The organism is Kitasatospora sp. NPDC001095 (assembly GCF_053598615.1).
The window spans coordinates 67,124-91,743 of the sequence record NZ_JBSFKQ010000024.1 but is presented as its reverse complement, the minus strand read 5'-3'; the positions used below and the strand labels follow the sequence as shown (position 1 = coordinate 91,743).

The window sequence follows — 24,620 nt, the reverse complement described above, 5'->3', positions numbered from 1 at the left end:
CCGCCGCCGCCCCGGGCGGGGACGGCGGCGGCCCGAAGGATCCCCGGTTGGATCAGCCGTGGACGTAGACGATGCCGAGCTTGGTGAGCTGCCAGAGCTGGCCGGCGGCGCCGGTGTCGGTGGCGAGCTCGACGTAGGGGTTGCCCTTGGCGTCGAGGGTGCTGCCGACGGCCAGGACCTTGCTCTGGTCCTGGGAGTCGGCGATCTTGTAGCGGCCGTCGCCGGCCGGCTTGAACACCCAGCGCTGGTTGCCGCCACCGTTGCAGCTCCACTGCTGGATCCGGGTGCCGGGGGCGGTGGAGGCGGCGTTGGCGTCCAGGCACATGTCGCGGTTGCCGCTGAAGTCGACCTCGTAGCTGCCGCCGGCCTTGGCCTCCAGGACGAAGGACTGGTTGAGCCCGCCGGTGGCCGGGTAGCTGATCGCGGCCCGCCCGTTGGTGGAGTCGCCGTAGCTGCCGCCGCCGGTGAGGTCGAGCGCGTTGCCGGTGGCCGCGTTGGTCAGCTGGTACCAGGAGCCGTCCTCGGGAACGTCGCCGAACGGCCGGCCCGGACTGAGCGGCTGGATCGAGGTGGCGTTCTGCTGGTTGAGCGTGCAGTACGCCTGCGCCAGCTCGGGCCGGGAGTAGAACTGGCCGAGGCAGACGCCCTCACCGCGGTAGCCGGCCACCCGCAGGTGGTACGACTGGCGGACCATGTTCATGCACAGCCCGGGGATGCCGATCTGCGAGTCGCAGCCGTTGCGCACCCACTCGGAGAGGTTGATGACGTCCCCGTTGGTGTACTCGTACGGGGAGCTCGTCCACTCCGCGCAGACCTCGTGCCCGAAGGCGACCCGCCGCTGGTCCAGGTAGCGGACGCCGGGCACCTGCTCGGCCGCGCCACGCAGCGCGTCGCTGAGGGTCGGCACCACCCAGTTGTGGCCCCAGGCGAGGTCCTCGGGGAAGGCCGGGCAGCCGTCGGCGACTTTGCCGACGTAGTCGTTGCGCCGGATGTCCGGGGTGATCGGGTTGAAGTACGACTGGTAGACCAGCTGGTACGAGGAGTCGGCGTAGCCGGCCCTGCGCATGGTCTGACGGATGTTCTGGAGCGCCGCGACCACCTTGGGCTGGACGCCCTTGGCGCGACGGCGGATCTCGTCACTGCCGATGGTGTCCCGGCAGCCCTGGTCCTTGGGGATCGGGAAGTACCGCGCCAGGCAGTGCATCATGATGCCGCTGAAGTCGAAGTCGTCGTTGGCGCCGATGGTGACGACGACCATCTTGACGTCGTACTTCGCCGCCGTGTCGGCCAGCTTGACGTCCTGCTTGGGCTCGCCGAAGTCGCCGCTGCCGGGGCCGGTGATCTTCGCCAGCTCCGGGTCGCTCACCAGGTCGCCGGTCTGGGCGCCGGAGCAGGCGAGGTCGATCGGGGTGACCCCGGGGATGTCGGTGACGAAGATCTCCGACTTGGGGTGGCGGTGGCAGTAGTTGGTGGGGCTGTCCGTCTCCGGGAAGTAGCCGTCGTTGGTGTCGGTGCCGGCGCCCTCTCCGGAGATGGCGCTGTCGCCGAGGGCGACGATCGCGGCCGGACGGGTGGCCGCGGGCGCGGCCGGGGCGGGGTCGGCCAGGGCGGCGGGGGCGCCGGCCAGGCCGAGGGTGGCGAGGAGGGCTCCGGTGGCGAGCAGCGCGGCGCACCGGGACGCGCCCGTGCGCGTTCGCCGCGCCGCCGACAGTGGGGACCTGGTCACACGCGACTCCTTGCGGGGTGGGGGGACCGCCCTGGCGGGGAGCCGAGCGGTGCGGAGCAAGAGAGGAGCAGGAAAGGTGAGCAGGTCTCGCATTCTAGGAACTGACAAGTAACACAACAAGACTCGTGACATCGCCGGGAACTGACGGAGCGCCGGATTCCCGGCAAGCGAAGAGCCGCCGTCCCGCGCCCCAGGAGGGAAGCACGGAACGGCGGCTCGCACCGGCCGAACCGGGTGTGCGGGATCAGCCCACGTTCGCGCACTTGTTGCCGAACGCCGGGTTCAGCAGGCCGACGATGTCGATGGTGTTGCCGCAGACGTTCACCGGGAGGTGCACCGGGACCTGGATCTGGTTGCCCGAAACGACACCGGGGGAACCGGCGGCGACGCCCTGGGCGCCGGAGCTGGCCATCGCGGTGCCGGCGCCGGTGGCCACGATGCCCACCACGGCCGCGCCGACGGCGGCGGTCTTCTTGATGCTCATACGAGCCTCCTGACTGTTCGACAGATATGCACGGGGAGTGCGACATCTAGAACGAGACCCCACGGGACCGGTTGCGACGGGCCCCGCACTGTCACCCATCCGGAGCAATCGCGTCGCCGGCAGCGGCATTCGGGTGATGGACGGATCGGACCGTTTCCCCTCGGGCGGCGCCTCGTTCTCCCTGACGGAACCCGGTCTCCACCGGCCCCCACGCGGCGGGCCTCCCAAACCCGGCGTCCGGCAACCCGTGCCGGAACGCCCGACCGGAATTCCATCTGGTCGCGTCTTTCTCCGAACCTTTCCCGGCCGTGCGGGAATCGTTTCGAGAGGCAATGCGACCGCGCAGCCGCGGCCGCGCCCGAGCCATGGGCGAAACACGCCGACGTGCGCCGACCGAGTGACAATCACGGCAATCCCTGAAGCCTTCGGGTGAGTATTCGTGCTCGCCCGGCTCCCGACATTCCCCTTCCGTCGGGCCGAAATCGGAGGAATACATGCGCAACATCAAGAAGGCCGCGGCCCTGTCCCTGGCCGCCAGTGGCCTGGTGGTCGGTGCCGCCGGTGGCGCGTTCGCCAGCGCGGGCGCCGAGGGCGTCGCCGCCGGCTCCCCGGGCGTGCTCTCGGGCAACCAGATCCAGGTGCCGATCCACCTGCCGATCAACCTGTGCGGCAACACCATCGACATCATCGCCCTGCTGAACCCGGCGTTCGGCAACGAGTGCGCCAACATCGGCTGAGCCCGCGGTCGCCGCACCGGCGACCGCCGATTCACCCGAGCCCGTGCCGCGCCCCGCAGCGCCGGGGCGCGGCACGCTCCCCCCGCGTGTGATCGAGGAGATCAACCCCCATGCAGAACATGAAGAAGGCCGCCGTCCTCTCCGCCGCCGCTGCCGGCCTGGTGCTCGGCGTGGCCGGCTCCGCCGCCGCCAACTCGACCGCCGAGGGCGTCGCCGCCGGCTCCCCCGGTGTCATCTCCGGCAACCAGATCCAGGTGCCGCTCGACGTCCCGATCAACCTGTGCGGCAACAGCATCGACATCGTCGGCCTGCTGAACCCGGCCTTCGGCAACGCCTGCGCCAACGTGGAGCTGCCGCCGCCCGCGGACGACTGCTGATCCCCGACCGGTACGCGTTCCGGCCGTCCTGCCCCCCGACCGATCGGCCGGGGGGCAGCTCGGCGTCCCCGGACAGCCGTCCGGGCTCCCCGATCCACCGAAGGGTGATCACGATGGTTTCGAAGAAGAGCGCGGCCGCCCTGGCCGCCGCCGCGGGAGCCGCGGTGCTGCTCGGCGCCGGCACGGCGCAGGCCGCCACCGCGCCCGACCAGGCGGCCCCCGGCCAGGCCACGCTGACCAAGACCGACGTCGGCCAGGCCCTGAACGGGACGACCACCGGCCTCGGCTACGGCATCGCGCCGATCAAGAGCCTGCGGCTGGACCCGTGGGCGAACTCCGCGGCCGACTTCCTCAACAACGGCGCGGCCCTCCAGCCGGACCAGGGCCTGCCCGAGATCGGCACCGGGACGCTGACCGGCCCGCTGAGCGCCGGCGGCGGCGTCAAGGACCTCCCGCTGGTCGGCGGGCTGACCGGCCTCCTCCCGGGCTGAGCCCCCTCCGGGCGTACGAGAGCCCGGCGTCCCGCCGCGCGGTCGGGGTGCCGGGCTCTCGTACGCCCGCGGGCCGGTCAGGACTCGGCGAGGTCGGTCAGGCCGGTCTGCTCCACCACGCCTCCGGTCATCACGGTGGCGGTCCCGGCCAGGGCGCCCGCCGTGTCGGTGAGGGAGAGCCGGCTGTCCTCGCCGCCCAGGCTGGCCTTGGCCCCGGGGACCACCTGTACCGCGCCGGAGATCAGGCGGGGGTCGATCTCGTCCAGCTTCAGCCGGCCGTCGGCGAGCTGGCCGGCGCCGTCCTGGGCGAGGGCGAGCGGCTGGCCGAGGGTGAGCCCGGGGGTCTTGGCGTGCAGCGGCGCGGCCGGAGCGTCCAGCAGCACCTTGCCGAGGTCGGCGCCCTGGTCGACCAGCGGGAGCGGCAGCTCGGCGTTGGCGCTCGGGCCGACCTTGCCGGTGCTCAGCTGGGGGACGATCTGCTCCGGAAGCAGCGCGCCGCCGGTGCTGGTGGTCGGCCCGGGCACCGGCGGCATCAGCAGCGAGGTCGGGATGCCGGCCGTGAGGTGGCTGCCCAGCGGGGCGAGCGGGACGTCGGCCGGGACCTGCTGGGTGGCCAGCGCGTCCTCCAGCGCGCCGACCTGGTCGAGACCGGCGGGGGCGGCGGAAGCCGCTCCCTGGGAGGCGAGCACACCGGCACCGACCGCCAGCAGCATCGCGCCGGCCCGCTTGGAGAACTTCATGCTTTTCACCGTTCTGCTGTCCGTACTGGAGATCACTGGAAGGGCTGCGGGAGTCGCAGCCGGAAATCGATCTGCTCAACGAGTGAGCGGGAGCACGGATTGCACCGGTTAACCGGTTCGGGTTAATAATCCGACCGGATTCCCGTCACCGCCGCGCCTCCGGGACTCTTTTCAAGAATCCCCGTAACCTTCCGTGCCGTCGTTCTTTGATCTGGACGTCAGTGACTGCAGACCGGGTCTGAGCGTTCTCAGCGTTGTACGCACGGAATCCAAAGAGCATTTCAGAGAGGGATCTCGCCATGATCCAGAAGTCCTTCGCCGCCGCCGGCCTGGCCGTCGCCGCGCTGGCCGGTGCCGCCGCGCCGGCCTACGCCATCGGTGACGCGGACGGCGCCGCCGCCTCGATCGAGGGCAACGGCGGCACCAACTTCACCGGCACGGTCGGGAACAACAGCCCGAACTTCCACTTCCTGGACAACCCGAACATCTGCCTGCCGGAGATCCACAACATCGCGGTCGCCGTGGCCGGTCTGGCCGTCCCGGTCGAGGTCCCGGTCGCCAACACCGGTGGCAAGCAGTACTGCACCATCGGCCAGGGCACCCAGAGCCAGGGCGACGGCGGCGTGTCCCACCTGATCGGCTGACGGCTCCCCGCTCTGCTCTCCCTGTACCACCCCTCTGATCCACCCCACGAATCGCTCCCCGATTCACCTCGAGAGGAAAACCGGAAATGATCAAGAAGACCCTCACCGCGGCCGGCCTGGCCGCCGCCGCGCTCGCGATGTCCGCGGGCTCGGCCTCCGCCATCGTCGACTCGGACGGCTCCGCCACCTCCGTCCAGGGCAACGGCGGCACCAACCACACCGGCACCATGGGCAACGGCAGCCCGAACAACCACGTTCTGGACAACCCGAACATCTGCCTGCCGGAGATCCACAACGTGGCCGTCGCCGCCCTCGTCGGCGTCGCGGTGCCGATCGAGGTCCCGATCCTGAACAACCAGCCGAAGCAGATCTGCGACGTCGGCCAGAACACCCAGTCCTCGGGCGACGGCGGTGTCTCGCACCTGATCGGCTGATCAAGGGGCACAGCACGGTCGGAGGGCCCGGGGAGGAACACCTCCCCGGGCCCTCCGGGCTGTGCGGACGAGGTGTCCGGCCGGCCGCGCGGCAGCGCGGTCCGGACGGGTGAGCGCGGTCCGGTCCGGCGCGTAGATCGCCGATCAGGACCGCCGGTTGTGATCACGTGTCAGAGCGCCCGCGGGGCGCTTCGAGAGAGAGGGCAGTTCCATGAAGAGCAAGCTGGCCAAGGCCGCCCTGACCGCCGCCGCCGCTCTGGCGCTCGCGGGTGCCGCCACCCCGGCCTTCGCCCACGTCGGCGTCGCCGGCGGCGGCGAGTTCGTCGCCTCCGCCGACCAGCCGTTCCTGGCCGGAGAGGCCTTCGGCCTCGCCCACGCCGGGGACACCGCCGCCGGGGGCTTCGGTGGCGGCGCCGCCACCGCGACCGACCTGGTCGGCGGCGGCGTCGGCTTCGCGCACGCCGGAGACGTCGGCATCTAGGCGACGCCGGCATCCGGCCGGAGACCCGGAAGGCCGGGCCGCTCCCCCACGGGGGCGGCCCGGCCTTCCGTCGTACGCGGTCCGCTACTTCAGCATCGCGGCGGCTTCGAGGGCCCAGTAGGTGAGGATCTGCTCGGCGCCCGCGCGGCGGATCGAGGTGAGCGTCTCCATGATCATCCGATCCCGGTCGATCCAGCCGTTCGCGGCGGCCGCCTCGACCATCGCGTACTCGCCGGACACCTGGTACGCGGAGACCGGCACCGGGGAGGCGTCGGCGATCTGGCGCACGATGTCCAGGTAGGACATGGCCGGCTTGACCATCACCATGTCCGCGCCCTCGGCGATGTCCTGCGCCAGCTCGCGCAGCGACTCGCGGGCGTTGGCCGGGTCCTGCTGGTAGGCCTTGCGGTCGCCCTTGAGCGAGGAGCCGACGGCCTCACGGAACGGGCCGAAGAAGGCCGAGGCGTACTTGGCGGTGTAGGCGAGGACGCCCACGTCCTGGTGCCCGGCCTCGTCCAGCGCCCGCCGGATCACGCCGATCTGGCCGTCCATCATGCCGGACGGGCCGACCAGGTGGACGCCGGCGTCGGCCTGCACCCGGGCCATCTCGGCGTAGCGCTCCAGGGTGGCGTCGTTGTCGACGCTGCCGTCGGCGGCCAGCACGCCGCAGTGGCCGTGGTCGGTGTACTCGTCCAGGCAGAGGTCCGACATGATCACCAGGGAGTCGCCGACCTCGGAGACCACGTCCCGGATCGCCTGCTGGAGGATGCCGTCCGGGTTGGTGCCCTCGCTGCCGATCGCGTCCTGCACCTCGGGGACGCCGAACAGCATGAGGCCGCCCAGGCCCGCCTCGGCCGCCTCCACCGCGGCCTTGCGCAGGGTGTCGCGGGTGTGCTGGACCACGCCCGGCATCGAGGTCACCGGGACGGGCTCGCTGACGCCCTCGCGGACGAAGAGCGGCAGGATCAGCTCCGCCGGGTGCAGCCGGGTCTCGGCCACCAGGCGGCGCATCGCCGGGCTCTGTCGCAGCCGGCGCGGGCGTACGTACGGGAATTCAGCGGACACGGCTTCTCTCTCCGAACGGTTGTGCAGTACCGGGGGCGACGGTCGGCCGCCCCCGGTTGTGAGGGATGTCAGCGGGCCTTGCGGCGGGAGCCGGGACGGCGCTCGCTGGGCCGGTAGACCGGCTCACCGGCGGCCGTCGCGGTGTCGCGCCGCTTGGCCCCGAAGTCTGCCAGCGCCTGGGCCAGCGCGGCCGCCGACGGCGCCGGGGCCATCACGTCGACCCGCAGGCCGTGCTCCTCGGCGGTCTTGGCGGTGGCCGGGCCGATGCAGGCGATGACGGTGACGTTGTGCGGCTTGCCCGCGATGCCGACCAGGTTCCGGACGGTCGAGGACGAGGTGAACAGCACCGCGTCGAAGCCGCCGCCCTTGATCGCCTCGCGGGTCTCGGCCGGCGGCGGCGAGGCGCGCACCGTCCGGTACGCCGTCACGTCGTCGACCTCCCAGCCCAGCTCGACCAGGCCGGCCACCAGGGTCTCGGTGGCGATGTCGGCGCGCGGCAGCAGCACCCGGTCGATCGGGTCGAAGACCGGGTCGTACGGCGGCCAGTCCTCCAGCAGACCGGCCGCGGACTGCTCGCCGGAGGGCACCAGGTCCGGCTTCACGCCGAAGTCCACCAGCGCCTGCGCGGTGGTCTCGCCGACCGCCGCGACCTTGATCCCGGCGAACGCGCGGGCGTCCAGGCCGTACTCCTCGAACTTCTCCCGGACGGCGCGCACCGCGTTCACCGAGGTGAAGGCGATCCACTCGTAGCGGCCGGTGACCAGGCCCTTGATGGCCCGCTCCATCTGCTGCGGGGTGCGCGGCGGCTCGACCGCGATGGTCGGCACCTCCTGCGGCACCGCGCCGTACGAGCGCAGCTGCTCCGACAGGCCGGTGGCCTGCTCCTTGGTGCGCGGCACGAGGACGTTCCAGCCGAACAGCGGCTTGGTCTCGAACCACGAGTGCGAGGCCCGGTGGGCGACCTGCTCGCCCACCACGGCTATCACCGAGGTGGCCGGGTCGACCGGGGCGGAGACCGGCGAGGGCAGCACCCGGGCGGCCTTCAGGTCGGCCGCGATGCCGGACAGCGTGGAGGTGAAGGTCCGCTGGCGGGTGGTGGTGCCGGAGAGCGTGGCGCTCAGCGCCGACTCCGGCTTGCGGCCGCCCGCGACCAGGGCCGCGGCGGTGGCGGGCAGCTGGCCCAGGGTGGTGCGGACCACCAGGGTGGTCTCCGGCACCCCCAGGTCCACCGGGCCGCCGGCCAGCAGCGCGGCGCCGTCCACGAAGCGCACGTCGGTGCCGGAGCCGGCCCGCAGCGGGACGCCCGCGTACGCCGGGACGCCGACCGACTGGGCGACGCCCGGGATCACCTCGAACGGGATCCCGTCGCCCGCGCAGCTGAGCATCTCCTCGGCGGCGCAGCCGTCCAGACCGGGGTCGCCGTCGACGGTGCGGACCACGTGCTTGCCGGAGCGGACGGCCTCGGCGACCAGCTTGGCCAGGTCGAAGTCGGCGCCCTCGGCGACCGGGGTGTGCACCAGCACGCCGGCCGGACAGTGGCTGCGCACGGCGGCGGCGGTCAGCGGGTCCGCGACCAGCACGTCGGCGGTGGACAGCACCTCGACCGCGCGCAGGGTCAGCAGGCCCGGGTCCCCGGGGCCCGCGCCCAGGAAGGTGCACCGTCCGGTGGCGGGCTGTCCCGCCGGGAACAGGGCGTCGGTGGCGGCGGTGGGGCTCATCGGGCTCGCTCCCCCATCAGGGCGGCCGCGCCCGCGGCGAGCAGCCGGTCAGCCAGCGCGCGGCCGAGGGCCGCCGCCTGCTGCTCGGCGTTCTCGTCGAGGACGATCGGACCGTTGGCGGACATCTTCAGCAGGGCGGTTCCGTCGGGGTCGCCGACCACGCCGTCCAGCCGCAGTTCGTTCTCCCGGCCCCAGGTGGCCAGCGCGGCCACCGGTGCCGAGCAGCCGGCCTCCAGGGTGGCCAGCAGGGCGCGCTCGGCGGCCACGGCGACCCGGGTGGGGGCGTGGTCCAGCGCCGCGAGCGCGGCGGTCAGCGCGGTGTCGGCGGCGGTGCACTCGATCGCGAGCGCGCCCTGGCCGGGAGCCGGGATCATCACCTCGGTGTCGAGGTGCTGGGATATCTCGGCGCTGCGGCCGAGCCGGTTCAGGCCGGCCGTGGCCAGCACCACCGCGTCCAGCTCGCCGTTGGTCACGAAGCCGATCCGGGTGTCCACGTTGCCGCGGATCGCGACGGTCTCCAGCTGGACGCCGCGGGCGGCGGCCCAGGCGTTCAGCTGCGCCATCCGGCGGGGCGAGCCGGTGCCGATCCGGGCCGGACGGCCGGCGCCGGCCAGCTTCTCCACCAGCTCGTCCAGTGCCAGGCCCTCGACCGCGACCAGGGCGTCCCGGACGTCCTCCCGCTCGGGGACGGCGGCCAGCGCCAGGCCCTCGGGGGCGGCGGTGGGCAGGTCCTTGAGCGAGTGCACGGCGAAGTCGATCCGGCCCTCCAGCAGCGCGTCGCGCAGCGCGGAGACGAACACCCCGGTGCCGCCGATCTGCGCCAGCGACTCCCGGGAGGTGTCGCCGTAGGTGGTGATCTCGACCAGCTCGACGGGGCGCCCGGTGACCCTGGTCACCTCGCGGGCCACCATGCCCGACTGCGCCATGGCGAGGGCGCTGCGCCGGGTGCCGAGCCGCAGGGCCGCGGTGGCCGAGGGCTGCTCCGTGATCGGTTGACCATTCATGAGGTGATCGTCCCGGTGGTACTCGTGGGATGGCTGACGGTTCATCTGGTGCCCCCGGCCGAGGGCTGGGGCGCGCCGCCGACGGGCGTGCCCGACACGGCGTGCACGGCCGCCGGGTCGAGGTCGAACAGTTCCCGCAGCGCCTCCGCGTAGGAGGCGCCGCCGGGCTCGGCGGCCAGCTGCTTCACCCGGACGGTCGGGGCGTGCAGCAGCTTGTCGACGACGCGGCGGACGGTCTGGGTGATCTCGGCGCGCGAGCGCTCGTCCAGGTCGGGCAGCCGGGAGTCCAGCCGGCCCAGCTCGGCGGCGACCACGTCGGAGGCCATCGAGCGCAGCGCGACCACGGTCGGCGCGATCCGGGCGGCCCGCTGGGCGGCGCCGAAGGCGGTCACCTCGTCGGAGACGATCCGGGTGACCTGGTCGACGTCGCCGGCGCCGGGGCTGGCGGCGTGTGCGTGGGAGAGGCTCTCCAGGTCGACCAGCAGGGCGCCGGGCAGCTCGTGCACGGTGTGGTCGACGTCGCGCGGCATGGCCAGGTCGAGCAGGGCGAGCGGCTCGGGCGAGCGGCGGGAGGCGACCGCGGCGGCCACGTCCTCGGCCCTGATCACCACGCCGGCCGCGCCGGTGCAGGAGATCACCAGGTCCACGTCGGCGAGCGCCTCCGGCACCTTGGCGAGGTCCAGGACCCGGGCCACGTCCGGGCCGAGGATCTCGACCAGCCGCTCGGCGCGGGCCGGGGTCCGGTTGGCGATCAGCAGGTCGGTCACGCCGGAGCGGACCAGGGTGGCGGCGGCCAGCGAACTCATCGATCCGGCGCCGACCACCAGCGCGCGCTTGCCGGCGATCTCGCCCGCGCCAGCCGCGACCTGCTCCAGGCCGAAGGTGACCAGCGACTGGCCGGCCTTGTCGATACCGGTCTCGCTGTGCGCCCGCTTGCCGACCCGCAGCGCCTGCTGGAACAGCTCGTTCAGGCCGCGCCCGGCGGTGTGCTCCTCCTGGGCCTTGGCCAGCGCGTCGCGCAGCTGGCCGAGGATCTGGCCCTCGCCGACCACCATGGAGTCCAGACCGCAGGCCACCGAGAACAGGTGGTGGACGGCGCGGTCCTCGTAGTGGACGTACAGGTGGGAGGTCAGCTCCTCCAGGTCCACCCCGCTGTGGTGGGCCAGCAGCAGTGACAGCTCGGCGACGCCGGCGTGGAACTTGTCCACGTCCGCGTACAGCTCGATCCGGTTGCAGGTGTTCAGCAGCGCGGCCTCGCCCACCGTCGCGGTGGCGGCCGCGTCGTGCAGCAGCCGGGTCGGTACGTCACCCGTCAGCGCGGCGCGCTCCAGCACCCCGACCGGGGCCGTGCGATGGCTCAGCCCTACGACGAGAAGGCTCATGCCCGCCCCCCACAGCTCTCGGTGTTCATGCGGGCATCACCGCGGAGAGATCCCCGTCGCCGCCCTTGGCGGACTTTCCCTTGGCCTGCTCGGCCTGGTCCTTGGCCGTCGACTCGACGGCGCCCCGGGCCTTGCCGCTGCCGCCGGCCGCACGGCGCAGCTTGGCGGCGGCCGCCCGGACCGGACCGGGGGCGCGGTCCAGCACCGACTCGGCGCGGTCGTCCGGCTCCTCGCCGGCCTTGCGCTGCTCGTGGAAGGCGAGGATCTGGAGCTCGATGGAGAGGTCCACCTTGCGCACGTCCACGCCGTCCGGAACGGTCAGCACGGTCGGGGCGAAGTTCAGGATGCTGGTGACGCCGGCCTCCACCAGCCGGTCGCACACCTGCTGGGCGGCGCCGGGCGGGGTGGTGATCACGCCGATGGAGACGTGCTGGCTCTCGACGATCGACTCCAGCTCGTCCATGTGCCGCACCGGAAGTCCGGCCGCGGTGGAACCGACCACGTGGGGATCGGCGTCCAACAGGGCGGCCACCCGGAAACCGCGGGAGGCGAACCCGCCGTAGTTGGCGAGCGCGTGGCCGAGGTTCCCGATGCCGACGATGACGACCGGCCAGTCCTGGGTCAGGCCCAGCTCGCGGGAGATCTGGTAGACGAGGTACTCGACGTCGTAGCCGACGCCGCGGGTGCCGTAGGAGCCGAGGTAGGAGAAGTCCTTGCGCAGCTTGGCCGAGTTCACACCGGCCGCGGCGGCCAGCTCCTCGGAGGAGACGGTCGGCACCGAGCGCTCGGAGAGCGCGGTGAGGGCCCGCAGATAGAGGGGCAGGCGGGCGACCGTCGCCTCCGGGATGCCCCGGGCACGCGAGGGTCGGCGCGCGGCGCCCTGGTCGGGCGTCTGCGAACTGCTCTGTGGTGATCGGCCGATTGCCACGGTGCTCCTGTGGGTGAAGCTGGGCTTTGGCAGCCAGGCTATGCGTTTGTGAACGTGTGCACAAAGATGGTGTCCGTTTTGTCCCCGCACAGTGATGCGCATCACGCCATCGAACCCATAGCACCGGAGTGGGTCAGCAGCACCTCCGGGGCCTCGGAATCCGGCAGCCAGGGGCCGTACGGAGCCTCCCGGCGCAGCAGCGGGACGGCGGCCGCGGACGGGCGGGAGCGGGCCCGTCCCAGCCGGGGCCAGGGCACCCGGGCGGCCTCGCGCAGCGGGCCGGTCCAGTCGTCCGGCGGGCAGGACGGCGCGTCCAGGCAGTGCAGCAGCAGCTCGGCGGTCACCCGGGCGTCGCCCAGCGCGGTGTGCGCCGGGTACCAGCCGAGGCCGGCCGCCTCCGCGCAGGCCGCCAGGCCGTGGCCGCGGGCCTGGGGCAGGTGGGCGCGGGCCAGCCGCATCGTGCACAGCAGCGGGACGGGCGGCAGCGGCACCCCGATCCGGGCGAACTCGCGATCGAGGAAGGCGTGGTCACAGCTGACGTGGTGGCCGACCAGCACCCGGCCGGCCAGCAGCTCCAGCAGCCGCGGGGCGATCTCGCGGAAGCGCGGGGCGCCCTCGACGTCGCACTGCCGTATCCGGTGCACATGGGTCGGGCCGACCGGGCCCAGCGGATCCAGCAGGGTGGCGAACTCCCCCTCGGGGCGCAGCCGCTCGTCGAGCAGCACCACCGCGACCTCGACCACCCGGTGCCGCCACGGGCTGCGGCCGGTCGCCTCCACGTCCACCACGGCGAAGCCCCGGGGGCTCCCGGACGGGACTCCGGGCGTGCCTGGGACAGGGCCGGGAAGCATGGCGCACTCCTCGTGTGCTCAGCCCCCCACGGGCGCAAACGCGTTCGATCGTAAGCCGACCAACCCGCCCCACCCCAGGCCGGAACGGCGTGTCTTCGGCAACGATTCGGCGAACCGACCCCGCCGTTCGGCGGGGTCGGTGTACGGACGAACGCCGGGTCAGAAGCCGCTCAGCCGCCCAGCGCGCTGCGCAGCCGGCGCTCGTCGACCCGCCAGAAGTCGTGCTGGCGGCCGTCGATCAGGGTGACCGGAATCTGCTCCCAGTAGCGGCGGAACAGCTCCTCGTCCTGGGTGATGTCCCGCTCCTCGAAGGACGCGCCCAGCTCCCCCGTCACCCGGAGGATCACCTCGCGCGCCTCGTCGCACAGGTGGCAGCCGGGCTTGCCGACCAGGGTCACGGTCCGGTCCGCGGGCCGGGGGCTCTTACGTCGCAGCAGTGGGCTCACCGCCCCATTCTCCGCCATCGCGCCCACCCTCTCCGGGCGCCGGCACCCGGGGGAGCTGTTCACCTCGCGGGCACGGCTCCGTCACGGCCGCCAGGCGGCCGGCTGGCTATCCTCGATGACATGGCCGTGCTCAGAAGGCTCACCCAGGCAAGGCGTTCCAGCAGCGAGCGGAGCGCCCTGGCCGGCGAAGCCGCGGCCGAGGCGGCCGAGGCCGCGCTGCGGGCCGAGCCCGGGCCGGCACCCGCCCCGGGGCCGGAGGGCGACGCCGGAACGGACGGCGCCGGGACAAAAGCGCCGGCCGCGGGCAAGTCCGGCAAGGCCCCCAAGGCCCCGGCCGGGAACCACACCCCGGACCAGGACGACCCCCACGCCGCCGCCTTCTTCGACTGCGACAACACCATCCTGCGCGGCGCCGCGATCTTCTACCTCGGCGTCGGCCTCTACCGCCGCGGCTTCCTCACCCGCCGCGACGTCGCCCGCTTCGCCTGGCAGCAGGCCTGGTTCCGGCTGCACGGCGCCGAGGACCCGGAGCACATCTCGGACGCCAAGCAGTCCGCCCTCGGCATCGTGGCCGGCAAGCCCACCGCCGACCTGGAGGCGATCTGCGAGGAGATCTTCGAGGACGTCGTGGCGGACAAGATCTGGCCCGGCACCCGCGCCCTGGTCCAGATGCACCTGGACGCCGGCCAGCGGGTCTGGCTGGTCACCGCCGCCCCGCTGGAGGTGGCCCGGATCATCGCCCGGCGGCTCGGCATGACCGGCGCGCTGGGCACCGTCGCCGAGGCCACGGACGGCCACTACACCGGCCGGCTGGTCGGCGACCTGCTGCACGGTCCGGCCAAGGCCGCCGCCGTCCGCGCGCTGGCCCGGCGCGAGCGCCTCGACCTCGACCGCTGCGCCGCCTACAGCGACTCGGCCAACGACATCCCGATGCTCTCGCTGGTCGGCCACCCGTACGTGGTGAACCCGGACGGCGCGCTGCGGCGCCACGCCCGCGCCCAGGGGTGGCGGGTGCGGGACTTCCGGACCGGGCGCAAGGCGGCCCGGGTGGGGCTGCCGGCGGCGGCCGCGCTCGGGGTGCTGGCCGGCGCGACGGCGGCCGGGGTGGCGCTGAACCGACGGCGACGGCGCGGCTGAGACCGCCCGAAGGCCGCCTGGGGGCCGCCCGGGGGCCGCCCGGGCGGGCTCGCCCTGACGAGTGAGCGGGCGTCAACACGGCCTCTGACCTGGCCCCTCTTACGGGCGAACTCCCCCGCACCGCACGGCAGTCCGGGCCGCCTGCGCGAATCTGTCGCCGGGAGACCGGTTCTGATCGTTCGCCAGTCCGGGAAAGTCGGGGATTGCCGAGCCCCAAGGCTGGGAAACCGCCCCCCAGGCCGCCGAATTGGTCACCCTGGGCGCCCGTTCGATCACGTTGAGCCGGATGAACGATGACAGCTCCGGTCGGTATCAGCCGAATATGCACAACAAATGGATCCCAAACGACCACTTCGACCACACGGTGTAGCTGTCATTGCACAAAGCGTTATTCTCTCCTGGATGCACGCCACCACGCGTCCCGCTCGAACGGACGCCGCGGGGGTGCTCTCCGCGCAGGCGGAGGTGATCCGTCCACAGTTCTGCCTCTGGGAGTCCCGTGTACCCACCCGTCCGGAACGACGCGCCTGCACCCTCCCGCCCGTCGTCCGCGCCCCTGCGCCCCCGCATCGGCCTGCGCGGCCGGCCGACCGTCGAGCGGCAGATCTCCACCGGCCTGGACCTGTTGCGCACCCTGCTCCGCACCCAGCTCCCCACCTCGCCCCAACCGGCGCTCGCCGGCGGATCGTTCGGCCAGCCCGCGACATCCGGCCCGGCGCTGCGCACCACTGCCGCCGGCTCGGCCGGCACCGGCTCACGCGGCCGCACCGGCAGCGCGGGCACCGGCCGGGGCCGCACCCGGACCGCGCCCAGCCCCGGCTACGAGACCGAGCACAACCCGATCATGGAGCTGGTCGAGCGGGCCCAGGCCGGTGAGAGCGAGGCCTTCGGCCGGCTCTACGACCACTACGCGGACACCGTCTACCGGTACATCTACTACCGGGTCGGCAGCCGGGCCACCGCCGAGGACCTCACCAGCGAGACCTTCCTGCGCGCCCTGCGCCGGATCGGCACCTTCACCTGGCAGGGCCGGGACTTCGGCGCCTGGCTGGTCACCATCGCCCGCAACCTGGTCGCCGACCACTTCAAGTCCAGCCGCTTCCGGCTGGAGGTCACCACCGGCGAGATGCTCGACTCCAACGAGTGCGAGCGCAGCCCGGAGGAGTCGGTGCTGGAGTCGCTCTCCAACGCCGCCCTGCTGGACGCGGTGCGCCGGCTCAACCCGCAGCAGCAGGAGTGCGTCACCCTGCGCTTCCTGCAGGGGCTCTCGGTGGCCGAGACGGCCCGGATCATGGGCAAGAACGAGGGCGCCATCAAGACCCTCCAGTACCGCGCCGTCCGCACCCTGGCCCGGTTGCTCCCGCCCGACGCGCGATGAGCCGCGCCGCGGACGGCACCGGCGCCATACGCCCTACCGGGCCGTCATCGTTCGCGCCCGGCCGACACGTCAGGGTGAACGGTCGATCCGATGATCAGCCGTGCGTAACCGACCGCCCGCACCGCTCGTTTTCCAGCGTGCAAGCCCCCACCAGGCGTACGGTCAAGTCGAATTGCGGCCTATCACCCGATGGAGTGGCTTTGGCCAGCCGGGGCAACCGTCCGGCAGGCCGGGGTGTCGACAACGACGAAGGGAGGTGTGGCCCGTGACGGCAAACGTGCTTGAGCACCGGCGGGCGAAGGCCTTCGCCGAGGCGCTGGAGGCCCACCAGGCGGAGCAACGCGCTGCGGCCAACACCGAATCGGACAGCGCCGCTGTCACCGGCGCCGGTCCGGTCGCGATGGCCGAACTGGTCGGTCTGACCGATGCGCTGGGGGCGCTGCCCGGGCCGGTGCTGGACCGGGAGGTCCGCACGGTCCAACGCGCCCAGCTGATGGCCGCGTTCGAGCAGGCCTTCGCCGGCGGGACGGGCACCGCGGTGCCCCGCCAGCGCCGCCACCGGGCGATCCGGACGGCGCCGCGCGGCCGCTGGAGCCGACGGTTCGCGATCGGCGGGCTGGTCGCCGGGCTCGCCGTCGGCAGCCTGGCCGGCGCCGCCGCGGCCAGCTCCAACGCCCTCCCCGGGGACACGCTGTACGGCCTCAAACGCGGGCTGGAAGGGCTCCGGCTCGACCTCGCGGGCTCCGACTCCGAACGCGGCGAACTGCTGCTCGACAACGCGGCCACCCGGCTCGGCGAGGCCAAGACGCTGGTCGGCCGCGCCGGCCCGGCCGGCGCCCTCAGCCCGGCCACCGTCGAACAGGTCCGCCGCGCCCTGGACGACATGCACGCCGACGCCCTCAAGGGCCGCGAACTGCTGCGCTCGGTCTACCGCAGCAACGGCTCCCTCGACCCGATGCGGGCCCTGGCCGGCTTCGCCCACGACGAGGACGGCCGGTGGAGCGAGCTGCAGGGCAAGCTGCCCGTCCAGCTCACCCGGCAGGCCGACCTGGTGAACCGGCTCTTCGACGACATAAGCGAGGACGTCGCGCCCCTGCGCCTGGTCCTGCCCCCCGCCCAGGGCGGCGGCGCGACCGGCACCGGAGCGGGCGACGGCTCGGCCCACTCGACCGGCGGTTCCCCGGCCGGCTCCCCGGCGGCCGGTTCCGGCACCACGGCCGGCGCCGGAGCCCCGGGCTCCGGCGCCGCCGGCAACCGCCCCGGCGCCACCGAGCACCCCCCGGCCTACCCCGGCTCCGGCGCCTCCGGCAACGGCGGCAAGGGCGGCGTCCTGCCGGACACCCTGCCCAGCAGCGCCCCGGACGCCGTCAACGGCCTGGTCGGCGGCCTCACCAACGGCCTCACCGGCACCAGGCCCTCACCGAGCGCCGACGCGGCCCCGCCGCAGGCGCCGCAGCAGGCCGCGCCCAGCGCCCCGAACGCCGCCCAGCCGCAGGGCGTCGAGGTGCCGCCGCTGCTCCCCGACCTGCTGCCCGGTCTACGGATCCTGGGCGGCTGACAGCAGGGCGGTGGGGGCCCGGCGGAGTGCGATATCCGCCGGGCCCTCGCCGTGTCCGGGGCCGGTCCGGGCGGCGCCGCTCGGCGGGCGTCCGTCATCGGCGGGGGTCCGTCAGAAGAACACCGAGCGCCGCTGCACCAGCAGCTGGTAGAGGCTGTGCTGGATGGTCTCGCGCACCTCGTCGGCCAGGTCGAAGACCAGCATCGGGTCGTCCGCCGCCTCCGCCGGGTAGGCGTCGGTGGCGATCGGCTCGCCGAAGCGGATCGTCCACTTGGTCGGCAGCGGCAGCATCCCGAGCGGGCCCAGCCAGGGGAAGGTCGGGGTGATCGGCACGTACGGCAGGCCCAGCAGCCGGGCCAGCGTCTTCACGTTGCCGATCATCGGGTAGGTCTCCTCGGCGCCGACGATCGAGCAGGGCACGATCGGCACCCGCGCCCGCAGCGCGGAGGCGACGAAACCGCCGCGGCCGAACCTCTGGAGCTTGTAGCGCTCGGAGAACGGCTTGCCGATCCCCTTGAAGCCCTCCGGCCAGACCCCGACCACCTCGCCGCGCTCCAGCAGGGCCTGGGCGTCCTCGTTGCAGGCCAGCGTGTGGCCGGCCTTGCGGGCCAGCTCGTTGATGCCGGGCAGTACGAAGACCAGATCGGCGGCGAGCATCCGCAGGTGCCGCCGGGCGGGGTGGTGGTCGTGGATGACCACCTGGGTCATCAGGGCGTCCAGCGGGATCGTCCCGGAGTGGTTGGCGACGACCAGCGCACCGCCCTCGGCCGGGATGTTCTCCACGCCCTGGACGTCGATCCGGAAGTACTTCTCGGCCAGCGGACGCAGCAGCGAGAGCAGCACCTCCTCGGTGAGCTCCCGGTCGAAGCCGAACTCGTCCACCTCGTAGTCGCCGGTCACCCGGCGGCGCAGGAAGGCCAGCCCCTCGGCGGCGCGGCCCTCCCAGCCCTTGCCGAACAGCCGGGTGGCGGCCTGGCCGAGCGGCCCGGACAGCGCCCCGCCGACGGCCTCGGCGAGCCGGTCGGCCGGTTTCGGCCCCTCGGGTGAGGTCCAGCTGGGGGCGGACTCGATCGGGATGACCCTGGCCTCGCCCGGCGCGTTCTCGGCTGCGGCACTCATCGCGGGTTCAGCTCCTCGGTCGGCGGGGGCGGTTCGGCAGGGCGTCCGGTCCGGTGGCGGGCCCAGCGGCGCGCTCCGGGCCGAGCAGGGCGGTCAACCGGTCGGCGACGGCGGCCAGCCGCTCGGGCGGCAGCAGGCCCGGGCCGCGGGCGGCGGCGAAGTCGGCGAAGGCCTCCGGCGTGCTGAACGCCGGACGGTAGCCGAAGGTGTCGCGCAGCCGCGCGGTGTCCACCACCCGGCCGTGGGTGAGCAGCCGCAGCTGCTCGGGCGAGACGTCCACCAGCCGGCTCTGCCGGGCGAGCACGGCCATCCAGCTGACCGCGGGCAGCAGCAGCGGCAGGGTGGGCCGGCCGAGCCGGCGGGCGCACTGGGAGAGCAGCAGGACGCCCTCCCCCGCCACGTTGAAGGTCCCGGTGTTGACGGTGCCAGGCGCGGGCTCGTCGGCGGCCCGGCAGAGCACCGCGACGGCGTCGTCCTCGTGGACGAACTGCAGCCGCGGGTCGTAGCCGAGGACGGTCGGCAGCACGGGCAGGGCGAAGTACTCGCTGAGCGGGGTGTCCGCGTCGGGGCCGACGATGTTGGCGAAGCGCAGCACCGTCACCGCGACGTCCGGGCGGCGGCGGGCGAAGCCGCGCACGTAGCCCTCGACCTCCGACGCGTCCTTGGCGAAGCCGCCGCCGGGCGGGTCCTTGGGCTGCATCCGCTCGCTGAACACCGCCGGGTCGCGGGGCGCGGAGCCGTAGACCCCGGTGGTGGACTTCACCACCAGCCGGCGCACCCCGGGGGCCTTCTGGCAGGCGCCGAGCAGCTGCATGGTGCCGATCACGTTGGACTCCTTCACCGCGGAGCGGTTGGTGGAGCCCAGGCCGGTGGCGCTGACGCTGAGGTGCACCACGGTGTCCACCCGGTGCTCGGCCAGCACCCGGGAGAGCGCCGGACGGCGCAGGTCGAGCTGGTGGAAGCGGTACGGGGCGGCCGGGCCGGCCGGTTCCCCGGGCGGCAGCCGGGGCGGCTGCACGTCCACACCGACCACCAGGTCGACGCCAGGACGGCGGCGGACCTCGGCGGCGAAGCGGGCACCGAGATGGCGTGCCACGCCGGTGACGAGCACGACCATGCCCACGGTGATGCCCCCATTTCCCGGCCCCGGCGGCCTGCGTGCACCGTACCGCGCCGCCCCGCCGGGCCGTGAAACGACACCGCCCGCCCAGGCCGTGACGGGCTGGGCGGGCGGTGGAAGCGCTGGGCGCGCCAGGCGCGGCCGGGGGCGCTTACTTCTTGTTGCGACGCTGAACGCGAGTCCTCTTCAGAAGCTTGCGGTGCTTCTTCTTGGCCATACGCTTGCGACGCTTCTTGATGACAGAGCCCACGGAACAACCCTCGCTCACTGAGACTCTCGCCCGTGAGAGACGGAGTCCATACGACTGACGTGAGGGCCTAGCCTACCTTCCGGTTGCCCGGGGCTGTAAATCGCGCCCCCGGCAACCGGAGAACTCGGGGGAAATCCCCGGCGAACGGGTGCGGGGCCCACCGGTGTGGACCCCGCACCCGCGCGCCCGCGCTACGCGCTCTCGAGCCGCACGTAGGACTCCTTGAGGTACTCGTGCACCGCCTGCTGGGGCACCCGGAAGGACCGTCCGACCCGGATGGCCGGCAGCTCTCCGCTGTGCACCAACCGATACACCGTCATCTTGGACACCCGCATGACCGCGGCGACCTCCGCCACGGTCAGGAAGACGACTTCCTGAAGGGGGCGCTCGACGGAACTCATGACCATCACCCGACCCTTACCCGTGTGCAAGGCACCGGCTTCCCCTCCGGTGACTCCACCGGCACACGTGTATCCCCAGAGTAGTTATGGGTGGTACCAGTGGGAAGAGGGGAAGTGCAGTCCTCGTACGGTGAGAGATAGGACTGTTGCAGTACGTAGCCGACCGGCGGATGGCACCGCTCGGCGTACGCACGGCCCCGCCGGGACGCGGCCCGGGCGCGGCCGGGAAGGCGGATTCAGGCCAGCAGTCCGTGCAGCGGGAACACCGCTCGCCGGGTGGCGAGGATGGCCTGATCGAGCCGGTCGGCCGGATCGTAACCCGAGTCGAAGTCGCGCCAGACCGGGCGGGCGCCGTCGGTCATCCGCAGCGGGGCCGGGCGGCGGGTGCGGCGGTAGACCTCGGCGCGCCAGGACTCCGGGGTCTCGGTGGCCGGGTCGACGGGCCGGGCGGCGGCGGTGGCGACCAGGTGGGTCCAGGTGCGCGGGACGACGTCCACCACCGCGTAGCCGCCCCCGCCGGTGGCCACCCAGCGGCCGCCGGCGTACTGGTGGGCGAGGTCGTGCAGCGTCTCGGCGATCAGCCGCTGGGCGTCCACGGTGACGGCGAGGTGGGCGAGCGGGTCCTCCAGGTGGGTGTCGGCGCCGTGCTGGGTGACCAGGACCTGCGGCCGGAAGGCGTCGAGCAGTTCGGGCACCACGGCGTGGAAGGCGCGCAGCCAGCCGGCGTCGCCGGTGCCGGCGGGCAGCGGGAGGTTGGCGGCGGAGCCGGGGGCGTCCTCGCCGCCGGTCTCGATCGACCAGCCGGTCTGCGGGAAGAGCGTGGCGGGGTGTTCGTGCAGCGAGACGGTGAGCACCCGGGGGTCGTTCCAGAAGGCCGCCTGGACGCCGTCGCCGTGGTGCACGTCCACGTCCACGTAGGCGACCCGCTCGGCGCCGAGTTCCAGCAGCCGGGCGACGGCCAGCGCCGGGTCGTTGTAGACGCAGAAGCCGGAGGCCTTGCCGGGCATCGCGTGGTGCAGCCCGCCGGTGAAGTTGACGGCGTGCGGGGTCTCGCCGCGCCAGACCGCCTCGGCGGCGGCCACGGACTGGCCGGCGATCAGCGCGGAGGCCGAGTGGATCGCCGGGAAGGACCAGTTGTCGTCGGTGCCGAGTCCGTGCAGGGGGTCGGAGCGTTCGGGGTGGGCGGCGGCATTGCGGACCGCCTCGACGTACTCCCGGGTGTGCACCAGCCGGAGGGTGGACTCGCCGGCCGGCGGTGCGGCCCGGACGGTCACCCCGGGCCCGCTGCTCAGCCCGAGGTCCTCGACCAGGCGCATGGTGAGGGCCAGCCGGGTCGGGTCCATCGGGTGGCCGGGGCCGAAGTCGTAGGCGGTGACGGCCTCGTCCCAGAAGAGGTGCAGGCCGCAGGGGGTGTCACGCTCGGCTTCGGGCATGGCCTCCACCGTAGCGGGTGGCGGTGGCCGGACCGCTGCCAGGGCACGCCGGGCCGGTGCCCGGCGGCGGCCGAGCGGGGCGGGTGCGCGATGAGACCACGGACGTTGTGGGGCGGCTGTGGAGGCGGGTGTTGAGGCGGTACAGACAAAAGCTTTGAGACTCCATATCCTCTCCGCCATGAAGCCATTCAGCGTGCAACGCCTTGGGGTAATTCTCGCTGCAATACTGGGATTTGGCGTCTTCTTTGCCGCCCAGCCGGCCTCCGCCGCGGTCGCCGGCACCACCTTCGCGGTCGACAAGTCGGCGGCCAAGGCGGGAGACCAGCTGACCCTGACGCTGTCGCTCACCAACAGTGAGAACAGCCCCATCTACTTCGCCTACGAGTCCGTCCAGCCGACCTGGCCGGCCAACACCCAGGCCGGAGCGTTCACCATCACCGGCTGCACCGGCGACACCTCCGACTGCGTGACCAACGGGAACAGCGCCAACTTCCACTTCAACGCGCCGATCGCGCCCGGGGCGACGAAGAGCGTCACGCTCACCGTGAAGATCACCGACACCCCGGCGTGGGGCACCGCGCCGTACACGCTGAACTGGGCACCGTACGTCTACTACGAGTTCGGCCAGGTCGGCGGCACCACCACGGCCAAGGACCAGACCTGGACCTACGGGGTGCCCGAGCTCCAGACCGTGATCAGCTGACCCCACGTCCCGTCGACCGCCCCCGCCGTCACCCGACGGCGGGGGCCGGGGCGTGTCGGCGGCAGTCGAGGGCGATGTGAAGGCGTTGCAGACAAGTCCTTCACAGGTCCCTATCCTCTCCGCCATGAAGCCATTCAGCGTGCAACGCCTTGCGGTAATTCTCGCTGCGATACTGGGACTTGGCGTGGTCTTCGCCGCCCAGCCGGCCTCCGCCATCCCCCAGATCGGCGGCACCGCGTTCTCCGTCGACAAGAAGACGGCGGCGCCGGGCGATCAGCTGACCTTGACCCTGTCGCTCACCAACACCGAGCCCAACGCCATCTCCTTCGCCTACCTGTACGTCCAGCCGACCTGGCCGACCAACCAGCGGGCCGACGTGGTCACCACCACCGGCTGCGGCGGCGAGAGCGTCGACTGCTCGTACGGCGGCTTCAACAACGGCGCCGCCTTCCACCTCACGACGCCGATCCCGCCGGGCGCCACCCGCACCGTCACGGTCACCGCGCGGATCACCTCCACACCGACCTGGACCGGGTCGTACACGCTGAACTGGGCCCCGTACGTCTACGCCGAGTACGGCTCGGACGCCCCGGGCTTCAACAAGGACGGCCTCTGGGCAGGAGGACTGCCCGAACTGGAGACCGTGATCAGCTGACCCCACGTCCCGTCGACCGCCCCCGCCGTCACCCGACGGCGGGGGCCGGGGCCGGAACCGGCGCCGGGGCGAAGCGCTCGGCCAGCGGCAGGACGGCGAGCACCAGCAGCATCGGAGCGAGCAGCGCCCAGCGGTACGAGCTCGCGTCCGCGATCGCCCCGACCAGCGGCGAACCGAGCAGGAAGCCCACGTAGTTGAAGAGGTTGAGCCGGGCCACCGCGGCGTCCGAGTCGGCCGGGAAGAGCCGGCCGCCGGCCGCGAACACCTGCGGGATGATCGCGCAGATGCCGAAGCCCAGCACGGTGAAGGCGGCGACGCCCGCCCAGGCGGCGGGCGCGACCGCGGCCAGCCCGAAGCCGAGGGCCGCCAGCGCGGCGCCGGCGCGGACCACCGGGACGGCACCGAAACGCTGCACCGCGCGGTCGCCCAGGGCCCGGCCGAGCAGCATCGCGACCATGTAGCCCAGGTAGGAGAGCTTGGCGAGGTCCTCCCGGCTGCCCAGCCCGTCGGTCAGGTACTTGACGCTGTAGTTGGAGACCGAGGCGTCCGCGATGTACGCGAAGGCCATCGCCAGGCAGAGCGGCAGCAGCGGACGCCAGGGAACGGACCGCGCGGCGGCCTCGGCGGCCTCCCGGACGGCGTCGCCGAGTTCGGCCGGTCCCGCGAACCGCGTGCCGGTCAGCAGGGCGAGCGGGGCGATCACCGCGGCGGCCGTGCCGAACAGCACCGGCAGCCCCAGGTCGTAGTGCGAGCCGAGGCCCGCCAGGGCCGCGCCGAGGATGCCGCCGAGGCTGAACGCGGCGTGGAAGCCGATCATGATCGAGCGGCCGTAGCGGTGCTGGAGCCCCACCCCGAGCATGTTCATGCTGGCGTCCAGCGCACCCACCAGCAGCCCGAACGCGCCCAGCGCCAGCGCGAGTTGCCACAGCGTGCCGCCCAGCCCGGCGGCCGCCAGGCTGAGGCAGACGGCGGGCTGGACCACCCGCAGCACGGCCCGCGCGCCGGTGCGCCTCACCAGTTGCTCGGAGGCGATCGACCCGACTCCGGCGAGCACCGGCACGGCGGCCAGGAAGACCGGCAGCAGCCCGTCGCTCAGCCCGTACCGGTGCTGGATCTCCGGGATGCAGGTGACCAGCAGGGCGAAGACGGTGCCCTGGAGCAGGAAGCTGACGGCGAGTGCGGCCCGCCCGGCCCGCAGGCCGGGCGCCACGGGGGACGGGACGGGCCGTGCGGACGGTGCGGCACTCACGCGGACCTCCAGGCGGACTCCACACGGACCTCGCTGACGTCGCCGGCCCCACTACCGACCGGTAGGACGATGTTGGCGAGAGCGTAGGGGGTGCGCCGCGATTACGGGA

27 protein-coding genes are annotated in these 24,620 nt (G+C 73.3%); 11 read left to right on the top strand and 16 right to left on the bottom strand.

All coding sequences use genetic code 11. The features are described 5' to 3' along the window. Window positions 1-52: 52 nt before the first annotated feature. Together ACWDBB_RS20950 and ACWDBB_RS20945 are read right to left on the bottom strand one after the other, a co-directional pair. A complete protein-coding gene (locus ACWDBB_RS20950) occupies window positions 53-1,726 on the bottom strand; it encodes an RICIN domain-containing protein (protein WP_449791037.1) in 1,674 nt (557 codons plus the stop codon). 244 nt (window positions 1,727-1,970) lie between these two features. Then, window positions 1,971-2,210, bottom strand: a complete 240-nt coding sequence (locus ACWDBB_RS20945; RefSeq protein ID WP_449791036.1) for a chaplin — start codon at window positions 2,208-2,210, stop codon at window positions 1,971-1,973. 494 nt (window positions 2,211-2,704) lie between these two features. On the opposite strand from ACWDBB_RS20945, the gene ACWDBB_RS20940 reads away from it, so the two are divergent. From ACWDBB_RS20940 to ACWDBB_RS20930, 3 genes are all read left to right on the top strand, one after another. Beyond that, window positions 2,705-2,947 (top strand): chaplin, encoded by a 243-nt coding sequence (locus ACWDBB_RS20940; protein ID WP_449791035.1) that lies wholly within the window; start codon window positions 2,705-2,707, stop codon window positions 2,945-2,947. A 110-nt stretch (window positions 2,948-3,057) separates the two neighbouring features. Further along, complete coding sequence (locus ACWDBB_RS20935; protein ID WP_449791034.1) at window positions 3,058-3,324, top strand: chaplin; 267 nt, start codon at window positions 3,058-3,060, stop codon at window positions 3,322-3,324. Window positions 3,325-3,428: 104 nt separating this feature from the next. Continuing rightward, a complete protein-coding gene (locus ACWDBB_RS20930) occupies window positions 3,429-3,815 on the top strand; it encodes a hypothetical protein (RefSeq protein ID WP_449791033.1) in 387 nt (128 codons plus the stop codon). Window positions 3,816-3,892: 77 nt separating this feature from the next. Here ACWDBB_RS20930 and ACWDBB_RS20925 read toward each other — a convergent pair whose 3' ends face one another. Then, complete coding sequence (locus ACWDBB_RS20925; RefSeq protein ID WP_449791032.1) at window positions 3,893-4,555, bottom strand: hypothetical protein; 663 nt, start codon at window positions 4,553-4,555, stop codon at window positions 3,893-3,895. A 299-nt stretch (window positions 4,556-4,854) separates the two neighbouring features. Here ACWDBB_RS20925 and ACWDBB_RS20920 point away from each other — a divergent pair, with 299 nt between their 5' ends. From ACWDBB_RS20920 to ACWDBB_RS20910, 3 genes are all read left to right on the top strand, one after another. After that, window positions 4,855-5,199 carry a rodlet layer protein gene (locus tag ACWDBB_RS20920; protein ID WP_449791031.1) on the top strand — a complete coding sequence of 115 codons (345 nt, stop codon included), beginning with the start codon at window positions 4,855-4,857 and terminating at the stop codon, window positions 5,197-5,199. Window positions 5,200-5,285: 86 nt separating this feature from the next. Then, window positions 5,286-5,633, top strand: a complete 348-nt coding sequence (locus tag ACWDBB_RS20915; RefSeq protein WP_449791030.1) for a rodlet layer protein — start codon at window positions 5,286-5,288, stop codon at window positions 5,631-5,633. A gap of 211 nt (window positions 5,634-5,844) precedes the next feature. Further along, window positions 5,845-6,114 carry a hypothetical protein gene (locus ACWDBB_RS20910; protein ID WP_449791029.1) on the top strand — a complete coding sequence of 90 codons (270 nt, stop codon included), beginning with the start codon at window positions 5,845-5,847 and terminating at the stop codon, window positions 6,112-6,114. 84 nt (window positions 6,115-6,198) lie between these two features. On the opposite strand, the gene hemB is transcribed toward ACWDBB_RS20910, so the two are convergent. From hemB to ACWDBB_RS20875, 7 genes are all read right to left on the bottom strand, one after another. Beyond that, complete coding sequence (gene hemB, locus ACWDBB_RS20905) at window positions 6,199-7,179, bottom strand: porphobilinogen synthase (protein ID WP_449791028.1); 981 nt, start codon at window positions 7,177-7,179, stop codon at window positions 6,199-6,201. A gap of 68 nt (window positions 7,180-7,247) precedes the next feature. Further along, window positions 7,248-8,897, bottom strand: coding sequence for a uroporphyrinogen-III synthase (locus tag ACWDBB_RS20900; RefSeq protein WP_449791027.1), 1,650 nt, complete (start codon window positions 8,895-8,897; stop codon window positions 7,248-7,250). Further along, window positions 8,894-9,901: a hydroxymethylbilane synthase gene (gene hemC / locus ACWDBB_RS20895; protein WP_392867700.1), complete on the bottom strand. Its 1,008-nt coding sequence runs from the start codon at window positions 9,899-9,901 to the stop codon at window positions 8,894-8,896. Before hemC ends, ACWDBB_RS20900 begins: the two co-directional genes overlap by 4 nt. 41 nt (window positions 9,902-9,942) lie before the next feature. Further along, window positions 9,943-11,283, bottom strand: a complete 1,341-nt coding sequence (locus ACWDBB_RS20890; RefSeq protein WP_449791026.1) for a glutamyl-tRNA reductase — start codon at window positions 11,281-11,283, stop codon at window positions 9,943-9,945. Between the two features lie 25 nt (window positions 11,284-11,308). Continuing rightward, window positions 11,309-12,211, bottom strand: a complete 903-nt coding sequence (locus ACWDBB_RS20885; RefSeq protein WP_449791025.1) for a redox-sensing transcriptional repressor Rex — start codon at window positions 12,209-12,211, stop codon at window positions 11,309-11,311. A 101-nt stretch (window positions 12,212-12,312) separates the two neighbouring features. Then, complete coding sequence (locus tag ACWDBB_RS20880; RefSeq protein ID WP_392867706.1) at window positions 12,313-13,062, bottom strand: 3'-5' exonuclease; 750 nt, start codon at window positions 13,060-13,062, stop codon at window positions 12,313-12,315. Between the two features lie 170 nt (window positions 13,063-13,232). Next, on the bottom strand, window positions 13,233-13,526 hold the full coding sequence (locus ACWDBB_RS20875; RefSeq protein WP_449791024.1) for a glutaredoxin family protein: 294 nt from the start codon (window positions 13,524-13,526) through the stop codon (window positions 13,233-13,235). Window positions 13,527-13,628: 102 nt separating this feature from the next. On the opposite strand from ACWDBB_RS20875, the gene ACWDBB_RS20870 reads away from it, so the two are divergent. The 3 genes from ACWDBB_RS20870 (at window position 13,629) to ACWDBB_RS20860 (ending at window position 17,581) form a co-directional block, all read left to right on the top strand. Beyond that, the gene (locus tag ACWDBB_RS20870) at window positions 13,629-14,645 is read left to right on the top strand and encodes an HAD family hydrolase (RefSeq protein ID WP_449791023.1); all 1,017 of its coding nucleotides are present in this window, start codon (window positions 13,629-13,631) and stop codon (window positions 14,643-14,645) included. 556 nt (window positions 14,646-15,201) lie between these two features. Further along, complete coding sequence (locus ACWDBB_RS20865; RefSeq protein WP_449791049.1) at window positions 15,202-16,023, top strand: ECF subfamily RNA polymerase sigma factor, BldN family; 822 nt, start codon at window positions 15,202-15,204, stop codon at window positions 16,021-16,023. Between the two features lie 265 nt (window positions 16,024-16,288). Then, window positions 16,289-17,581 (top strand): DUF5667 domain-containing protein, encoded by a 1,293-nt coding sequence (locus ACWDBB_RS20860; protein WP_449791022.1) that lies wholly within the window; start codon window positions 16,289-16,291, stop codon window positions 17,579-17,581. A 111-nt stretch (window positions 17,582-17,692) separates the two neighbouring features. Here the strand turns inward: ACWDBB_RS20860 and ACWDBB_RS20855 are convergent, their stop codons facing one another. From ACWDBB_RS20855 to ACWDBB_RS20835, 5 genes are all read right to left on the bottom strand, one after another. Beyond that, entirely contained in the window at window positions 17,693-18,700 is a 1,008-nt protein-coding gene (locus tag ACWDBB_RS20855; protein WP_449791021.1) for a lysophospholipid acyltransferase family protein, read from the bottom strand. A gap of 7 nt (window positions 18,701-18,707) precedes the next feature. Continuing rightward, window positions 18,708-19,823, bottom strand: coding sequence for an NAD-dependent epimerase/dehydratase family protein (locus tag ACWDBB_RS20850; RefSeq protein ID WP_449791020.1), 1,116 nt, complete (start codon window positions 19,821-19,823; stop codon window positions 18,708-18,710). 148 nt (window positions 19,824-19,971) lie between these two features. Continuing rightward, complete coding sequence (locus tag ACWDBB_RS20845) at window positions 19,972-20,070, bottom strand: 30S ribosomal protein bS22 (RefSeq protein WP_003948845.1); 99 nt, start codon at window positions 20,068-20,070, stop codon at window positions 19,972-19,974. Between the two features lie 191 nt (window positions 20,071-20,261). Next, a complete protein-coding gene (locus ACWDBB_RS20840) occupies window positions 20,262-20,471 on the bottom strand; it encodes a helix-turn-helix domain-containing protein (protein WP_045699258.1) in 210 nt (69 codons plus the stop codon). Between the two features lie 236 nt (window positions 20,472-20,707). Next, on the bottom strand, window positions 20,708-21,904 hold the full coding sequence (locus ACWDBB_RS20835; RefSeq protein WP_449791019.1) for an acetoin utilization protein AcuC: 1,197 nt from the start codon (window positions 21,902-21,904) through the stop codon (window positions 20,708-20,710). Between the two features lie 178 nt (window positions 21,905-22,082). On the opposite strand from ACWDBB_RS20835, the gene ACWDBB_RS20830 reads away from it, so the two are divergent. Further along, window positions 22,083-22,607, top strand: a complete 525-nt coding sequence (locus ACWDBB_RS20830; protein ID WP_449791018.1) for a hypothetical protein — start codon at window positions 22,083-22,085, stop codon at window positions 22,605-22,607. Between the two features lie 124 nt (window positions 22,608-22,731). Continuing rightward, on the top strand, window positions 22,732-23,262 hold the full coding sequence (locus ACWDBB_RS20825; protein ID WP_449791017.1) for a hypothetical protein: 531 nt from the start codon (window positions 22,732-22,734) through the stop codon (window positions 23,260-23,262). Window positions 23,263-23,290: 28 nt separating this feature from the next. On the opposite strand, the gene ACWDBB_RS20820 is transcribed toward ACWDBB_RS20825, so the two are convergent. After that, window positions 23,291-24,511, bottom strand: a complete 1,221-nt coding sequence (locus tag ACWDBB_RS20820) for an MFS transporter (protein ID WP_449791016.1) — start codon at window positions 24,509-24,511, stop codon at window positions 23,291-23,293. Between the last annotated feature and the right edge of the window lie 109 nt (window positions 24,512-24,620).

Excerpts from the sequence above, each read along its gene's own strand:
- ACWDBB_RS20945 (WP_449791036.1), bottom strand. The coding sequence starts at position 2,210 with ATGAGCATCAAGAAGACCGCCGCCGTCGGCGCGGCCGTGGTGGGCATC.
- ACWDBB_RS20830 (WP_449791018.1), top strand. The coding sequence starts at position 22,083 with ATGAAGCCATTCAGCGTGCAACGCCTTGGGGTAATTCTCGCTGCAATA.
- ACWDBB_RS20935 (WP_449791034.1), top strand. The coding sequence starts at position 3,058 with ATGCAGAACATGAAGAAGGCCGCCGTCCTCTCCGCCGCCGCTGCCGGC.
- ACWDBB_RS20920 (WP_449791031.1), top strand. The coding sequence starts at position 4,855 with ATGATCCAGAAGTCCTTCGCCGCCGCCGGCCTGGCCGTCGCCGCGCTG.
- ACWDBB_RS20900 (WP_449791027.1), bottom strand. The coding sequence starts at position 8,897 with ATGAGCCCCACCGCCGCCACCGACGCCCTGTTCCCGGCGGGACAGCCC.
- ACWDBB_RS20835 (WP_449791019.1), bottom strand. The coding sequence starts at position 21,904 with ATGCCCGAAGCCGAGCGTGACACCCCCTGCGGCCTGCACCTCTTCTGG.
- ACWDBB_RS20915 (WP_449791030.1), top strand. The coding sequence starts at position 5,286 with ATGATCAAGAAGACCCTCACCGCGGCCGGCCTGGCCGCCGCCGCGCTC.
- ACWDBB_RS20855 (WP_449791021.1), bottom strand. The coding sequence starts at position 18,700 with ATGAGTGCCGCAGCCGAGAACGCGCCGGGCGAGGCCAGGGTCATCCCG.
- ACWDBB_RS20890 (WP_449791026.1), bottom strand. The coding sequence starts at position 11,283 with ATGAGCCTTCTCGTCGTAGGGCTGAGCCATCGCACGGCCCCGGTCGGG.
- ACWDBB_RS20940 (WP_449791035.1), top strand. The coding sequence starts at position 2,705 with ATGCGCAACATCAAGAAGGCCGCGGCCCTGTCCCTGGCCGCCAGTGGC.
- ACWDBB_RS20875 (WP_449791024.1), bottom strand. The coding sequence starts at position 13,526 with ATGGCGGAGAATGGGGCGGTGAGCCCACTGCTGCGACGTAAGAGCCCC.
- hemC (WP_392867700.1), bottom strand. The coding sequence starts at position 9,901 with ATGAATGGTCAACCGATCACGGAGCAGCCCTCGGCCACCGCGGCCCTG.
- ACWDBB_RS20870 (WP_449791023.1), top strand. The coding sequence starts at position 13,629 with ATGGCCGTGCTCAGAAGGCTCACCCAGGCAAGGCGTTCCAGCAGCGAG.
- ACWDBB_RS20925 (WP_449791032.1), bottom strand. The coding sequence starts at position 4,555 with ATGAAGTTCTCCAAGCGGGCCGGCGCGATGCTGCTGGCGGTCGGTGCC.
- ACWDBB_RS20910 (WP_449791029.1), top strand. The coding sequence starts at position 5,845 with ATGAAGAGCAAGCTGGCCAAGGCCGCCCTGACCGCCGCCGCCGCTCTG.
- ACWDBB_RS20825 (WP_449791017.1), top strand. The coding sequence starts at position 22,732 with ATGAAGCCATTCAGCGTGCAACGCCTTGCGGTAATTCTCGCTGCGATA.
- ACWDBB_RS20880 (WP_392867706.1), bottom strand. The coding sequence starts at position 13,062 with ATGCTTCCCGGCCCTGTCCCAGGCACGCCCGGAGTCCCGTCCGGGAGC.
- ACWDBB_RS20840 (WP_045699258.1), bottom strand. The coding sequence starts at position 20,471 with ATGAGTTCCGTCGAGCGCCCCCTTCAGGAAGTCGTCTTCCTGACCGTG.